The sequence below is a fragment of the Microbacterium gawkjiense genome, assembly GCF_031932225.1.
Classification (GTDB): domain Bacteria; phylum Actinomycetota; class Actinomycetes; order Actinomycetales; family Microbacteriaceae; genus Microbacterium; species Microbacterium gawkjiense.
In genome coordinates, this window is sequence record NZ_JAUZVV010000002.1 from 351,710 (window position 1) to 365,664 (window position 13,955).

At 71.3% G+C, this 13,955-nt stretch carries 14 protein-coding genes; 12 read left to right on the top strand and 2 right to left on the bottom strand.

Annotated features, from left to right (window positions below; genetic code table 11):
* Nucleotides 1-14: 14 nt before the first annotated feature.
* Together Q9S71_RS09815 and Q9S71_RS09820 are read right to left on the bottom strand one after the other, a co-directional pair.
* A complete protein-coding gene (locus Q9S71_RS09815; protein ID WP_374209360.1) occupies nt 15-1,277 on the bottom strand; it encodes a DUF349 domain-containing protein in 1,263 nt (420 codons plus the stop codon).
* A gap of 58 nt (nt 1,278-1,335) precedes the next feature.
* A complete protein-coding gene (locus Q9S71_RS09820) occupies nt 1,336-1,662 on the bottom strand; it encodes a dioxygenase (RefSeq protein ID WP_311862057.1) in 327 nt (108 codons plus the stop codon).
* A gap of 129 nt (nt 1,663-1,791) precedes the next feature.
* On the opposite strand from Q9S71_RS09820, the gene Q9S71_RS09825 reads away from it, so the two are divergent.
* From Q9S71_RS09825 to Q9S71_RS09880, 12 genes are all read left to right on the top strand, one after another.
* A complete protein-coding gene (locus Q9S71_RS09825; RefSeq protein WP_311862059.1) occupies nt 1,792-3,111 on the top strand; it encodes a replication-associated recombination protein A in 1,320 nt (439 codons plus the stop codon).
* Nucleotides 3,104-4,006, top strand: a complete 903-nt coding sequence (locus tag Q9S71_RS09830; protein ID WP_311862060.1) for a tetratricopeptide repeat protein — start codon at nt 3,104-3,106, stop codon at nt 4,004-4,006. Before Q9S71_RS09825 ends, Q9S71_RS09830 begins: the two co-directional genes overlap by 8 nt.
* 166 nt (nt 4,007-4,172) lie before the next feature.
* Nucleotides 4,173-4,802: a 30S ribosomal protein S4 gene (gene rpsD / locus Q9S71_RS09835; RefSeq protein WP_311862061.1), complete on the top strand. Its 630-nt coding sequence runs from the start codon at nt 4,173-4,175 to the stop codon at nt 4,800-4,802.
* 130 nt (nt 4,803-4,932) lie between these two features.
* On the top strand, nt 4,933-5,184 hold the full coding sequence (locus Q9S71_RS09840; RefSeq protein WP_217531957.1) for an ATPase: 252 nt from the start codon (nt 4,933-4,935) through the stop codon (nt 5,182-5,184).
* A 68-nt stretch (nt 5,185-5,252) separates the two neighbouring features.
* A complete protein-coding gene (alaS, locus tag Q9S71_RS09845) occupies nt 5,253-7,919 on the top strand; it encodes an alanine--tRNA ligase (RefSeq protein WP_311862063.1) in 2,667 nt (888 codons plus the stop codon).
* Nucleotides 7,916-8,368, top strand: coding sequence for a Holliday junction resolvase RuvX (gene ruvX / locus Q9S71_RS09850; protein ID WP_311283728.1), 453 nt, complete (start codon nt 7,916-7,918; stop codon nt 8,366-8,368). The genes alaS and ruvX overlap by 4 nt, the downstream gene beginning before the upstream one ends.
* 20 nt (nt 8,369-8,388) lie before the next feature.
* Nucleotides 8,389-9,747 (top strand): endolytic transglycosylase MltG, encoded by a 1,359-nt coding sequence (gene mltG, locus Q9S71_RS09855; protein WP_311862064.1) that lies wholly within the window; start codon nt 8,389-8,391, stop codon nt 9,745-9,747.
* The gene (locus tag Q9S71_RS09860) at nt 9,747-10,577 is read left to right on the top strand and encodes a shikimate dehydrogenase family protein (protein WP_311862065.1); all 831 of its coding nucleotides are present in this window, start codon (nt 9,747-9,749) and stop codon (nt 10,575-10,577) included. Before mltG ends, Q9S71_RS09860 begins: the two co-directional genes overlap by 1 nt.
* A 4-nt stretch (nt 10,578-10,581) precedes the next feature.
* Entirely contained in the window at nt 10,582-11,808 is a 1,227-nt protein-coding gene (gene aroC, locus Q9S71_RS09865) for a chorismate synthase (protein WP_311862066.1), read from the top strand.
* The gene (locus Q9S71_RS09870; RefSeq protein WP_311862068.1) at nt 11,795-12,340 is read left to right on the top strand and encodes a shikimate kinase; all 546 of its coding nucleotides are present in this window, start codon (nt 11,795-11,797) and stop codon (nt 12,338-12,340) included. Before aroC ends, Q9S71_RS09870 begins: the two co-directional genes overlap by 14 nt.
* Nucleotides 12,337-13,416, top strand: a complete 1,080-nt coding sequence (gene aroB, locus Q9S71_RS09875; protein WP_311862069.1) for a 3-dehydroquinate synthase — start codon at nt 12,337-12,339, stop codon at nt 13,414-13,416. Before Q9S71_RS09870 ends, aroB begins: the two co-directional genes overlap by 4 nt.
* Entirely contained in the window at nt 13,413-13,946 is a 534-nt protein-coding gene (locus Q9S71_RS09880; RefSeq protein ID WP_217531943.1) for a GNAT family N-acetyltransferase, read from the top strand. The genes aroB and Q9S71_RS09880 overlap by 4 nt, the downstream gene beginning before the upstream one ends.
* Nucleotides 13,947-13,955: the final 9 nt, after the last annotated feature.

Consider the following 13,955-nt stretch of genomic DNA (forward strand, 5'->3'; position numbering starts at 1 on the left):
TGTGTCGGAGGCGGTCAGCCGCCGAGGGCGCGCAGCCAGCCCTTGCGGGCTTCGAGCGCGTCCTTCGCCTTGGCGATCGCGGCCTTGTCCTTCGAGGCCTCGGCGGCGGCGAGCTCGTCCTCGAGCTTGGAGATCGCATCCTGGAGCTGACTCGTCATGTCGTTCTGACGCGCCTTCGTCTCGGGGTTGTTGCGCTTCCAGTCCTCGTCCTCGCGCGCCTTCAGCGCGGTCTCGACCTTGCGGAGCTGGTCGTCCAGGCCGCGCTCGGTGTCACGCGGGAAGACCCGACCGATCTCATCCCACTGGCGCTGGATGTTGGTGAGAAGAGCGCGCGCCTTGCCGTTGTCTTTCTCCTTCGCGACGCCCGCGGCCTCGTCGAGAAGAGCGCGCTTGGCCTCGATCTTCTCCTTGGATGCCTCGACGTCGGCGTTCTCGCGTTCGATGCGCGCCCCGTAGAGCACGTCGCCGGCGGCCTTGAAGCGGGCCCACAGCGCGTCGTCGGCCTTCTTGCCCGCGCGGCCGGCGGACTTCCACTGGTCGAGGAGCGTGCGGTAGGCGGCGATGCCGTCCTCACCCTGCGGCGCGAGGGCCTCGGCGCGCTCGACCAGCCGGGTCTTCGCGTCGCGGGCGGCCTTGTGCTGCTCGTCGAGGCTCGAGTAGAACTCGCGGCGGTTCTTGTCGATGACCGCGCGGGCGTCGCGGAACCGCTTCCAGAGCTGCTGACCTACGGCCTTCGGCAGACGCGGGCCGCTGCTCTGGTGCTCCTGCCAGCGGGCGAACAAGGCAGCCACGTCCGCGGTCGTCTGCTTCCACTGGATGGAGCGGGGGTCCTTCGCGGCGATCGCCTCGATCTCGGCAACGATCGACTCGCGCTCGGCCACCGCGGCATCCACTGCGGCACGCTGAGCCTGGGCCTCCTCCGCGCTCGCCTCGGAGAGGGCGCCTTCGAGCGCGGTGACGCGGGCTTCGAGCGCGGCCAGGTCGCCGACGGCGGCGGCACCGTCCAGGCGCTCCCGGATGGTACGTGCCGTGGAACGGAGGTCGGATGCCGAGGCGCCGCCGCGACGGTGGCGCACTTCGAGGAGCGTCACCTCGGACGCGAGGTCGGCGAACTTGCGCTCGAAGTAGGCCAGCGCCTCTTCGGGGGTGCCGTCGGGGTACTGCCCGACGACACGCCACTGGTCGCCCTCACGGACGGAAACGGTGCCGTCGTCGTCGACGCGGCCCCACGGCTGGGTCTCGGCGGATTCAGGGGTGGCGGAACTCACGGGGGTCACCTCGTCGGCGGCATGCGCCGCATGGGGGTCGGATTAGTGACTCAGCCTAGTACGGCGGTCACGGGGTCGGAGAGGGGGTCGGCGAGCCCGACGGTGAGGCGGACGGCGTCGGCGACCCGCTCGGTCCCGGGGTGGGTGTCCCGCTGGGGGAGGTGGGCGCGGTCGGTGTCGGCTCCGGCTCCGGCATGCCCGGCCCGAGCGTGTAATAGGCGACCTGCGCACCCAGCAAGGCGGCGATCAGGAGGCCGCCGGCGACGCCCGCGATCAGGTTGTCCCGGCGCCTGCGCTGGATGACGGAGGCGTGGAACCGGCGCCGCGCCTCATACAGGCGGGCACGCTCGCGCTCCTGCGCGGTGTCGCGCCCCTTGCCTCTGCCCGCTGCCACGATGATCCTCTCGTCGGCGCCGCGCACGCCCGCGCGGCCATCTGCAGAGTATTCAGTCCCCGGCATCCGTTCCAAACCGGAGCCCCGCAGCCTCGGCACGATGTCGGTGGGGGCGGTTAGCCTGGGGGGATGGCCCAGAGTGACGCGCTTTTCCGTGGTGCGACGCCGCTGGCCGTGAGGATGCGGCCCGCATCGCTCGACGAGGTCGCAGGGCAGACGCACTTGTTGCGCCCCGGCTCTCCGCTCGTGGCTCTCGCCGACCCCGGCCGTGCGACGACCGGAGCCGTGTCGGTGATCCTCTGGGGCCCGCCCGGCACGGGCAAGACGACGCTCGCCCAGGCTATCGCGCGGACGTCGGGCCGTCGGTTCGTCGAACTGTCCGCGGTGACCGCGGGCGTGAAGGACGTGCGCGAGGTCATGCAGGAGGCGATGACCCAGCGCGACCTGTACGGAACGTCGACCATCCTGTTCCTCGACGAGATCCACCGGTTCACCAAGGCGCAGCAGGACGCCCTGCTCCCCGGCGTCGAGAACGGATGGGTCATCCTCATCGCCGCGACCACCGAGAACCCCTCGTTCTCGGTGATCTCGCCGCTGCTGTCGCGCTCGCTCCTGCTCACCCTGCAGCCGCTGACGGACGCCGACCTCGGCATGCTGATCGACCGCGCCGTGACCGACGCTCGCGGACTCGCCGGGGCCGTCGAGCTATCGGACGACGCACGTGCCGCGCTCGTCCACCTCGCCTCGGGCGACGCGCGCCGCGCCCTCACCTCGCTGGAGGCCGCCGCGGCCATGGCGGAGCCCGGGGAGGACGCCCCGGTCATCACCGCCGAGCACGTCGCCCAGGCCGTCGACCGCGCTCTCCTGCGCTACGACCGGCAGGGCGACGAGCATTACGACGTCATCAGCGCGTTCATCAAGTCGATCCGCGGTTCGGATCCGGATGCCGCCATGCACTACCTCGCCCGCATGATCGAAGCGGGGGAGGACCCGCGCTTCATCGCGCGACGGCTCGTGATCTCGGCCGCCGAGGACATCGGCCTCGCCGATCCGCAGGCGCTGCAGATCGCGGTCGCGGCCGCCGACGCCGTGGCCTTCATCGGGATGCCGGAGGGCCGCATCCCGCTCGCGGAGGCGACGGCGTACCTGGCGACGACGGCCAAGTCGAACGCGGCGTACAACGCCATCAACGCGGCGATCGCGGACGTCCGCGCGGGCGGCTTCGGGCGGGTGCCGGTGCACCTGCGCGACGCGCACTATGCGGGAGCCAAACGCCTCGGTCACGGCAAGGGCTACGTCTACCCGCATGACCTCGACGTGGGCGTCGCGACCCAGCAGTACCTCCCCGACGAGCTGCGCGGCCGACGCTACTACGAGCCGACCTCGCGCGGCGTCGAGCGCGACATCTCCGCCCGCCTAGAGAAGATCCGGAAGATCCTCGGTGACTGACTCGTGGGAGCGCCGCATCGAGGCCATCTGGGAGGGCGCCGACGACGGTAAGCCGGAAGCGCTGCGATCGGCGATGGCGGACGCCCTCGCCGATCGCCCGGAGGACGATGCGCGGTGCCTGTTCGAGCGGGCATCGGTCGAGGACTTCCTCGGGGAGGAGGCGGCCGCCATCCCGCTGTACCGGCGCGCGCTGGATGCGGGACTCCGCCCGCCCCTGCGCAGTCAGGCGATCATCCAGCTCGCGAGTTCGCTCCGGAACGTCGGCGATGCCTCCGGGGCGATGGCGGCCCTCAAGGGGATCGATCCCGCCGACCCGCTGTCCGCGGCGGCGGCAGGATTCGAGGCCCTCGCGCTCTACGACGACGACAAGCCCGCGCGTGCCCTGCGGACCGCGCTCGGCGCTCTCGCGGACGAGGTTCCCCTCTACGGTCGTGCGCTGCGCGCCTATGCGGCGGACGTCCGCACGCGCCCCCGCATCCGGGTCATCGCCGTCGCGGTGCTGATCCGCGACGGCCACGTCCTCGCCGAGGAGTACGCCGCGACGCCGGCCCGTCCCGTGTTCCTCCGTGCTCCCGGCGGAGGAGTGCAGCCGGGCGAGACCGCCGAGGCGGCCGTCCGCCGCGAGATCGCCGAGGAGCTGGGGGCGACCGTCACCGAGACCCGACTCGTCGGGGTGGTCGAGAACATCTTCGACAACGAGGGCCGGCCGGGACACGAGATCGCCTACGTCTTCGCGGTCCGGAGCCCCGAGCTGGAGGCCCACCCGCAGGGCGACCGCCTGCCCGTACTCGACGGCGACACCACCGTCGGCTGGTACCGCCTCGAGGACGTGTCGGAGGAGTCCGTGCCGTTCTATCCGCCCGGCGCCCTCGATCTGGCACGCGGCCGGGGATGATCCGGCCCGTCTGTTAGACTTGACCGGCTCGAAACCGTGTTTTCGGGCATCCTCTTCTCTCTTTCCCACCTTTCGGCGTGCCCCGGCGTGCAGTCCGGAAGGGCGAGAGACGGCGATACGCCCGTGAGCCGTGAAAGACATGGCCACGTCATGGAAGGAAGATTTCGTGGCAACGAAGTCCCAGGACCGCCGCAAGGTGCACCTCTCGCGCGCCCTCGGCGTCGCACTGACCCCCAAGGCCGCCCGCTACCTCGAGAAGCGTCCCTACGCTCCCGGTGAGCACGGCCGCACCAAGCGCAAGCAGGACAGCGACTACGCCGTCCGCCTCCGCGAGAAGCAGCGTCTGCGCGAGCAGTACGGCATCCGCGAGAAGCAGATGCGCAACACGTTCAACGAGGCCCGCCGCACCGAAGGGCTGACCGGTGAGAACCTCGTCGAGCTCCTCGAGATGCGTCTCGACTCGCTCGTGCTGCGTGCCGGCTTCGCCCGCACCACCGCACAGGCTCGTCAGCTCGTCGTGCACCGTCACATCCTCGTCGACGGCCAGCTCGTCGACCGCCCGTCCTTCCGCGTGAAGCCGGGCCAGACGATCCACGTCAAGCCCAAGAGCGAGGCTCTCGAGCCGTTCCAGGTGGCAGCAGCCGGCGGTCACGCCGAGGTCCTGCCCCCGGTTCCCGGCTACCTCTCGGTCGAGCTCGACAAGCTCCAGGCACGTCTCGAGCGTCGCCCGAAGCGCGCCGAGGTCCCCGTGACCTGTGAAGTCCAGCTCGTCGTCGAGTACTACGCCGCGCGCTGAGCGGGGCGTAGTACCGCTGCGGAGCAGCCAACGGCTCTACTACGCTGCGCGCTGAGCGAAGCTCATCACCGCCAGAAGGGGCGTCGGGTTCACCCGGCGCCCCTTCTGCTTTGCACCTAACATGGATCCCATGAAGAGCGTCCTCTGGTTCCTGCTGGGCATCGCCGGTGGCTTCGTCGTCGCGCACCTGGTCAACAAGGACCCCCGAGGTCAGGAGCTGCTCTCCGAGGTCGATCTCCGGATCTCCGAGTTCACCGACCGGATGGCCGACGCCTACCGGGCGCAGGAAGCGAAGATCGACGGCATCGTCGCCGACGCGAAGGACCTCGCCGCCGACGTGGCCGCCGCCGGCCGCTCGGCCGCAGCGAAGCTCGACGACTGACCACCCCCACATCTCCCGGTCGCCTCCTCGCGGATGCGACCGATCCCGCCTGCAGTTGAGGACACACGATGAAGACCGCTGAGATCGCCCGGCGCTACCTGGACTACTTCGAGAAGAAGGGGCACACGATCGTGCCCTCGGCATCCCTCGTCAGCGACGACCCGGCGCTGCTGTTCACGGTGGCGGGCATGGTCCCGTTCATCCCGTACCTGTCCGGCGACGTGCCCGCGCCCTACAAGCGCGCCGCCGACAACCAGAAGTGCATCCGCACGAACGACATCGAAGAGGTCGGCAAGACCCCTCGCCACGGCACCTTCTTCCAGATGCTCGGCAACTGGTCGTTCGGCGACTACTTCAAGGAAGGCGCGATCCGCTACGCCTGGGAGCTGCTCACGACGTCCGAAGAGGAGGGCGGCCTGGGCTTCGACCCGAAGGATCTGTGGGTCACCGTCTACGAGGAGGACGACGAGGCGATCAAGCTCTGGCTCGAGCTTTCCACGCTGCCCGAGGAGCGCATCCAGCGACTCGGCAAGGACACCAACTACTGGACGACCGGTCTTCCCGGCCCCGCCGGCCCCTGCTCGGAGATCTTCTTCGACCGCGGCCCGGCCTACGGCGTCGACGGCGGTCCCGCGACCGACGACGACCGGTACGTGGAGATCTGGAACCTCGTCTTCATGCAGTACGAGATCACGAACGTCCGCTCGAAGTACGAGTTCGACATCGTGGGCGACCTCCCGGCGCAGAACATCGACACCGGCATGGGCCTCGAGCGGGTCGCCTTCATCAAGCAGGGCGTCGACAACATGTACGAGACGGACCAGGTGCGTCCCGTCCTCGACAAGGCCGTCGAGCTGTCGGGCAAGCGCTACGGCGAGAACCACGACGACGACGTGCGCTTCCGCGTGGTGGCCGACCACATCCGGTCCTCGCTCATGCTGCTCTCGGACGGGGTGACACCCGCCAACGACGGCCGCGGCTACATTCTGCGCCGTCTGATGCGCCGCGCCATCCGTTCGATGCGCCTGCTCGGCGTCGACGGTCCGACGTTCGCCGAGCTGTTCGCCGTCTCCCGCGACGCCATGAAGGAGTCGTACCCGATCGTCGAGACCGACTACGCGCGGCTGTCGCAGTACGCCCTCGCGGAGGAGGCGACGTTCCTCCGGACCCTGGCGAGCGGTTCCGAGATCCTCGACACCTCGATCGAGTCCGCGAAGTCGTCCCAGTCGACGTCGCTCAGCGGCTCGCAGGCGTTCCTGCTGCACGACACCTACGGCTTCCCGATCGACCTCACCCTCGAGATCGCCGAAGAGGCCGGGCTCACGGTCGACCGCACCGGCTTCGACGCCCTCATGAAGGAGCAGCGCGAGCGCGCGAAGGCCGATGCGCGCTCCCGCAAGGGCCAGCTGGCAGACACGAGCGTCTACCGCGACTTCCGCGCGCTGGGCGAGACGGTCTTCACGGGGTACACCGACCTCGAGACCGAGTCCCGCGTGCTCGGCATCCTCGTCGGCGGCGCACCCGCCGACCGCGCCTCCCAGGGCCAGATCGCCGAGGTGATCCTCGCCGAGACCGCGCTCTACGCCGAGTCCGGCGGCCAGGTCGCCGACAAGGGCGTCATCGTCGGCCCGGGCTACGAGCTCGAGGTCCTCGACGTGCAGAAGCCCGTGCCGGGGCTGGTCAGTCACACCGTCGAGGTGACGACGGGCGAGGTCGCCGTCGGTCACGCCGCGACGACGGTGGTGGATGCCGCCAACCGCCGCGCGGCTGCGCAGGCGCACTCGGCGACCCACCTCGTCCACGCCGCGCTCCGCGACACCCTCGGCAAGGGGGCGACGCAGGCGGGCTCGCTCAACCGCGCCGGTTACCTGCGTTTCGACTTCTCGTGGGGTCAGGCGCTCTCGCCCGAGACCCGCAGCGAGATCGAGGAGATCGCCAACAACGCGGTCCGCGACGACCTCGAGGTCACGACCCGCGTCCTCTCGCTCGACGAGGCCAAGTCGGCCGGCGCGATGGCGCTGTTCGGCGAGAAGTACGGCGACCGTGTGCGCATGGTCGACATCGGCGGACCCTGGTCGCGTGAGCTGTGTGCCGGGACGCACGTGTCCTCGAGCGCGCAGATCGGGCTCATCAACCTGGTGGGGGAGTCCTCCGTCGGTGCGTCGAACCGTCGTGTCGAGGCTCTCGTGGGTCAGGACGCCTTCCGCGAGCTCGCCGCCGAGCGCGCGATCGTGTCGCAGCTCACGTCGGGGCTGAAGATCCCCCGCGACCAGTTGCCCGCGCGCATCGCGGAACTGCAGGCGAGCCTCAAGGCGGCGGAGAAGAAGATCGCCCAGTTCGAGGCCAAGGCCCTCGGCGAGCGCGTCCCGACGCTGGCGGCATCCGCTGTCCGCGCCGGTGCGCACAGCGTCGTCGCCCAGTCCGTCGGCACCGTCGGGTCCGCCGACGACCTGCGCTCGCTCGCCCTGCAGGTGCGCGAGCGCCTCGGCACCGACGCGGCCGTCGTCGCGCTCGGCGGCGAGGTCGGCGGGCGCCCCGTCGTCATCGTCGCCACGAACGAGGCGGCCCGCGCCGCGGGCGCCAAGGCGGGCCTGCTCGCGCGCTCTGCGGCGGGTGTGCTCGGCGGCGGCGGCGGCGGACGCGACGACGTCGCGCAGGGCGGCGGGACGGATGCCTCGGCACTGCCGGCGGCGTTGCAGGGCATCGTGTCGGCGCTGGAGAGCGCTGCCGCGTGAGCGGGTTCCGCCGCGGGGTGCGCCTCGGGATCGACGTCGGGCGCGCCCGTGTCGGCGTGGCGCGGTGCGACCCCGACGGCCTGCTCGCCGTTCCGGTCGAGACGGTGCCGCGTGCGGAGACCTCGGTCGCCCGCATCGTCGAGATCGCCCGCGAGTACGACGCGATGGAGGTGCTGGTCGGTCTGCCGATCAGTCTCGGGGGAGCGGAGACCGCGTCGACGACCGACGCCCGCGAGTTCGCGATCGCTCTGGATGCCGCGCTGGAGGTGCCCGTGCGCCTCGTCGACGAGCGTCTGAGCACCGTGTCGGCCAACGCCGTCCTCCGGCAGAACGGGCGTTCGCAGAAGTCATCTCGTAGGATTGTCGACCAGATCGCCGCGGTCGTCCTCCTCCAGCAGGCGATCGACGTCGAGAAGAGCACCGGTAACCCGGCCGGTGCGGCGCTGTAGGAAGACGCAGGAGTCCACCGATGCCCGAGACGCCTTCGCGCGACGACTATTCCGGCGCCCCCGCGGACGAGACCGCGACCACCGGCGCACCCGTGTCCCGGCGCGCCGCGCGTCAGGCTCAGCAGGACGGGACCGGTCCCGCGACGCAGGCGTCCGCTCCGACACCGCCGTCGCGTCCGCAGGCTCCACCGCGTGCGACGGTGTCCTCGACGGCTCCCATCGACGCCCTCTTCGAGGAGAAGGGCCTGGGCGCGCCCTCGACCGCGTCGAACCGCCACGACCGCGACCGGCGCAAGAGCCGGGTGGCGGCGTGGGGGGTCTTCGCGATCGTCCTCGCGATCCTGGGCGGTCTCGTCGCCGGCGGCTTCTACGTCTGGAACACCTACGAAGACCAGATCCGCGCCGTCATGGGCTGGGAGGAACCCAAGGACTACGACGCGGGTCTCGCCGAGGGCGAGGCGAGCGTCACGATCCTCTCTGGTCAGACGGGCGCCGACATCTCGCGTGCCCTGTTCGACGCGGGTGTCACGAAGACCTCCGACGCGTTCTACTCGTACCTCATCGACAGCGGCGAGGACCCCAACGTCCTGAAGCCGGGTGTCTACTCGCTCCAGCAGAAGATGACCTCCGAGGCGGTCTTCACCGCCCTCCTCGACCCGGCGAACAAGCAGGAGTACACGGCGCAGCTGCGCGAGGGGCTCACCGTCGCCCAGTCGGTGCCCCGTATCGCCGAGGGCATCGGTCTGCCCGTCGAGGACGTCGAGGCCGCCGTGAAGGACCCCGCCGCCTACGGCGTGAAGGCGCAGAGCCTCGAGGGGTGGCTGTTCCCCGCCACCTACACCTTCGATCCGGACGTCACGGCGACCCAGGTCATCCAGGCCATGGTGGATCGCACGGTGAAGGCCCTCGACGACGCCGGCGTCCCGGTGGATCAGCGCGAGCGGATCCTGACGGTGGCGTCGATCATCGAGAAGGAGGCCCGCAAGGAGGACGACTTCTACAAGGTCTCGCGCGTCATCGAGAACCGTCTCGACCCCGCCATCAGCGACACGAACGGCAAGCTTCAGATGGACTCGACTGCGCAGTACCCGTTCGCGGACCGCGAGGGCGGCACGAGCTCGCGGGCCGAGGAGCTCGAGGACGACAACCCGTGGAACACCTACGTCAACACGGGCCTGCCGGTGACCCCCATCGCCAACCCGGGCGAGCTCGCGATCAAGGCCGCACTCGAGCCGGCCGACGGACCCTGGCAGTACTTCGTGACCGTCAACCTCGACACGGGCGAGACCGTGTTCTCGGCGACCTTCGCCGAGCACGAGAAGGCTGTCGCGCAGTACCAGAAGTGGTGCCGGGACAACCCCGACGGAGGCTGCTCCTGATGACGACCGCCCTGGAGGTCTGGGGCGATCCGATCGGGCACAGCCTGTCGCCGGCCATGCACACGGCGGCCTACGCGCTGCTGGGGTGGGACTGGACCTACGGTCGGCGGCGGGTCGATGAGGCCTCCTTCGCCGATGAGCTCGCCTCGCTCGGCCCCGCGCACCGCGGACTCTCGCTCACGATGCCCCTCAAGCACGTCGCCTACGCCGCCGCTGCGCAGCACGACGCCCGGGCGACACTGACCGGCGCGGCGAACACGCTCGTCCGCTCCGGCTCCGGGTGGCATGCCTTCAACACGGATGCCGGGGGCATCGTCGCCGCGTTGGCGGAGGCCGGTGTCGTGGCCGCCCACCGGGCACGCATCGTCGGTGCGGGGGCGACAGCATCCGCTGCGCTCGTCGCGCTGTCGGAGATTGGCGTGCGGCAGGTGTGGATCGCGGCACGCCGTCCCGCCGCGGCCGCCTCGCTGCAGGACCTGGGGGAGCGGCTCCGGCTCCGCGTCGATGCGGTGCCGCTCGACTCGGCGACTCACCCGTCCGTGGACGTCACGATCGCGACGCTCCCCGGCGGCGTCTCGGTGGACTCGTCCGTCGCGGATCGTCTCGCCGCCGCCGGCGGCGCACTCCTCGACGTCGTCTACGGCCACTGGCCGACGGACCTGTCGCGGGCGTGGGACCGCATCGGCGCGCCCGCGCAGGGCGGGGCGGGGATGCTGCTGCATCAGGCCGTGCTGCAGATCCGCGCGTTCGCCTCGGGGGGTGTCGAGCAGCCGCTGCCGCGCGAGGACGAGGTGGTGGCCGTCATGCGCCGCGCGCTCGTGGGAGACTAGGGCAATGCTCCGCGTGCTCACCGCCGGCGAATCCCACGGCCCCGAACTCGTCGCCATCATGGAGGGTCTGCCCTCCGGCGTGCCCGTCTCGCTCGACGCGATCCGCGCCGACCTCGCCCGCCGCAAGCTCGGCTACGGACGCGGGTCGCGGATGAAGTTCGAGGAGGACGAGCTGAACCTCTCCGGAGGCGTGCGGCACGGCCTCTCGCTGGGCAGCCCGATCGCCCTGCGCATCGGCAACACCGAGTGGCCGAAGTGGGTCGAGGTCATGAACCCCGAGCCGGTCGAGATGACCGAGCGCTCGCGCGGGCGCGGCGCCGCTCTGACGCGCCCCCGTCCCGGCCACGCCGACCTCGTCGGCATGCAGAAGTACGACTTCGACGAGGCCCGCCCGATCCTCGAGCGCGCCAGCGCCCGCGAGACCGCGGCGCGCGTCGCGCTCGGCGCGATCGCCCGCGGATTCCTGTCGGAGCTCGGTATCCGCCTCGTCAGCCACACCCTGTCGATCGGTCCCGTGCAGGTGCCCGAGGGCTCCGCGCTCCCCGGTCCGGACGACGTCGCGACGCTCGACGCCGATCCGCTGCGCTGCTTCGACCCGCAGACCTCCGAGCGCATGGTCGCAGAGGTGGATGCCGCCAAGAAGGACGGCGACACCCTCGGCGGCATCGTCGAGGTGCTCGCCTACGGACTGCCCCCGGGACTCGGCTCCCACGTCCACTGGGACCGTCGCCTCGACGGCAAGCTCGCCCAGGCGCTGATGAGCATCCAGGCGATCAAGGGCGTCGAGGTCGGCGACGGGTTCGAGACCACGCGCCGCCGCGGATCCGCGGCCCACGACGAGCTCTTCGCAACGGCGGACGGCATCACCCGCGCGTCCGACCGCGCCGGCGGCACCGAAGGCGGCATGTCGACGGGTACCGTCCTGCGAGTCCGCGCGGGCATGAAGCCGATCGCGACGATCCCGCACGCGCTGCGCACCGTCGACGTCGCCACCGGCGACACCGCAGCCGCGCACCACCAGCGCTCGGACGTCTGCGCGGTCCCCGCGGCCGGCGTCGTCGCCGAGGCGATGGTCGCGATCGTCCTGGCCGACGTCGTCCTCGAGAAGTTCGGCGGCGACAGCGTGCGCGAGACGAGGCGGAACCTCGAGACCTACCTCGCGGCGATCCCCGAGACGCTGAAGACGACCCCTGCGTCAGAGGCGGCGCTGCTCGCGCATGACCTCGCCTGAGCGCCAGGCGATCGTCCTCATCGGCCCCATGGGGGCCGGCAAGACGAGCGTCGGCAAGCGCGTCGCGAAGCGATTAGGCCGCAGCTTCACCGACACCGACGCCGCCATCGTCCGTCAGCACGGTCCGATCGCCGAGATCTTCGCGACGCACGGCGAGAGTCACTTCCGCGTGCTCGAGCGCGACGCCGTCGCGGCGGCACTCGAGACCGGGGGCGTCGTGTCGCTCGGCGGGGGCGCGGTGCTCGACGAGACCACCCGGCAGCGGCTGCAGGCGCACCGGGTCGCCCTCCTGACGGTCGCCCCGCGCGTCGTCGCGCGTCGGCTCGGCGAGGCGGCGACCCGGCCCCTGCTCACCGCGGGCGACGAGACCCCGATCGCCCGCTGGGAGCGCATCTACGCCGAGCGGCGTCCCGTCTACGAGGCGGTCGCCGATGCGACCTTCGACACCTCGTCCGGCCCGCTCGAGAACATCGTGACCGCCATCGCGGAGTGGGCAGCCCCCTCCGCCGACCCTTCCGGAGCACACGAATGAGCCACACCACCATCAGCGTCACGGGAGCGACGGCGTACGACATCCACGTCGGACGCGGGCTCCTCGCCGGTGTCCGCGAGCACCTCGCGCCCACGGTGAAGAAGGTGCTCGTCGTGCACACGCCGCGGCTCGGCGCGAAGGCCGCCGACCTGCGCGAGACGCTCCTCGCCGACGGCACCCTCGAGGTCCTGACCGCCGAGGTGCCCGACGCCGAGGACGGCAAGCGCATCGAGGTGGCCGCCTTCTGCTGGCAGGTCATGGGCCAGGCCGACTTCACCCGCTCGGACGCGGTCATCGGCTTCGGCGGCGGCGCGGTCACCGATCTCGCCGGGTTCGTCGCGGCATCCTGGCTGCGCGGCGTGCAGATCGTGCAGATCCCGACCACCGTCCTCGGCATGGTGGACGCCGCCGTCGGGGGCAAGACCGGGGTCAACACGGCAGAGGGGAAGAACCTCGTCGGCGCCTTCTGGGCGCCGAGGTCGGTGATCTGCGACCTCGACGTGCTCGACACCCTGCCCCGCAACGAGACCGTGGCGGGCTTCGCGGAGGTGGTCAAGGCGGGCTTCATCTGGTTCCCCGAGATCCTCGACATCGTCGAGCGCGACCCCGAGGCCGCCGTCGACCCGACGACGGCGGAGTTCCGCCGCTGCATCGAGCTCGCCATCGAGATGAAAGCGCGCGTCGTGAGCGAGGACTTCCGCGAGGCGGGCCTGCGCGAGATCCTCAACTACGGCCACACGCTCGGACACGCCATCGAGCACGCCGAACGCTACCGCTGGCGCCACGGCGCCGCCATCTCGATCGGCATGATGTACGCCGCGGAGCTCTCGCGCCTCGCCGGCCGCCTCTCCGACGAGGACGTCGCCCGGCACCGCCGCATCTTCGATCTGCTCGGGCTCCCCGTGAGCTACCGCATGGACGGGTGGCAGCACCTGCTCGGCGTCATGCAGCGCGACAAGAAAGCCCGCGGCGGGATGCTGCGCTTCATCGTCCTCGACGCGATCGGCAAGCCGACGGTCATGCAGGCGCCCGACGAGTCGATCCTGTTCGCGGCGTACCAGGAGGTCGCGGGGTGACGGATGCCGTCGTCCGGCGGGTGCGCCTGCAGGAGTGGCGGCAGGTCCGGGATCTGCGTCTGAGGGCGCTGCGGGACCCGGTGGCATCGATCGCCTTCCTCTCCACCGCCGAGGAGGCGCTCGCCCAGGCCGACGACTTCTGGCAGCAGCGCACCGCGGATGCCGCGATGGGCGAAGACGCCGCGCAGTTCGTCGCCGTCGCGGGGGAGCGGTGGGTGGGCTCGGTGACCGTGCTGCTGCGCGCGGCGGGCTCGACCGACACCCTCGGCCGGACCGTCGACGCGCCCCAGGCCGACCTCGTCGGGGTCTTCGTCGACGCCGATCACCGCGGCCGCGGCATCCTCGACGCCCTCGTGGAGGCGGCCGCGGCGTGGGCGGAGGAAGCGGGCGCGAGCGGACTGACGCTCGACGTCCACACCGACAACGCGCGGGCGCAGGCGGCCTACCGCCGGCTCGGGTTCACGCCGACGGGGCTCGGTGTCGACACCGCAGCGGGGTACGAGATCCAGATGCACCGGGCCGCCCGATAGGGTGCTGAC

What these genes read in the sequence shown, in the direction of transcription:
- mltG (WP_311862064.1), top strand. Translation starts at nt 8,389, where the DNA reads ATGCCCGAGACGCCTTCGCGCGACGACTATTCCGGCGCCCCCGCGGAC.
- alaS (WP_311862063.1), top strand. Translation starts at nt 5,253, where the DNA reads ATGAAGACCGCTGAGATCGCCCGGCGCTACCTGGACTACTTCGAGAAG.
- Q9S71_RS09860 (WP_311862065.1), top strand. Translation starts at nt 9,747, where the DNA reads ATGACGACCGCCCTGGAGGTCTGGGGCGATCCGATCGGGCACAGCCTG.
- Q9S71_RS09825 (WP_311862059.1), top strand. Translation starts at nt 1,792, where the DNA reads ATGGCCCAGAGTGACGCGCTTTTCCGTGGTGCGACGCCGCTGGCCGTG.
- Q9S71_RS09870 (WP_311862068.1), top strand. Translation starts at nt 11,795, where the DNA reads ATGACCTCGCCTGAGCGCCAGGCGATCGTCCTCATCGGCCCCATGGGG.
- Q9S71_RS09840 (WP_217531957.1), top strand. Translation starts at nt 4,933, where the DNA reads ATGAAGAGCGTCCTCTGGTTCCTGCTGGGCATCGCCGGTGGCTTCGTC.
- aroC (WP_311862066.1), top strand. Translation starts at nt 10,582, where the DNA reads ATGCTCCGCGTGCTCACCGCCGGCGAATCCCACGGCCCCGAACTCGTC.
- aroB (WP_311862069.1), top strand. Translation starts at nt 12,337, where the DNA reads ATGAGCCACACCACCATCAGCGTCACGGGAGCGACGGCGTACGACATC.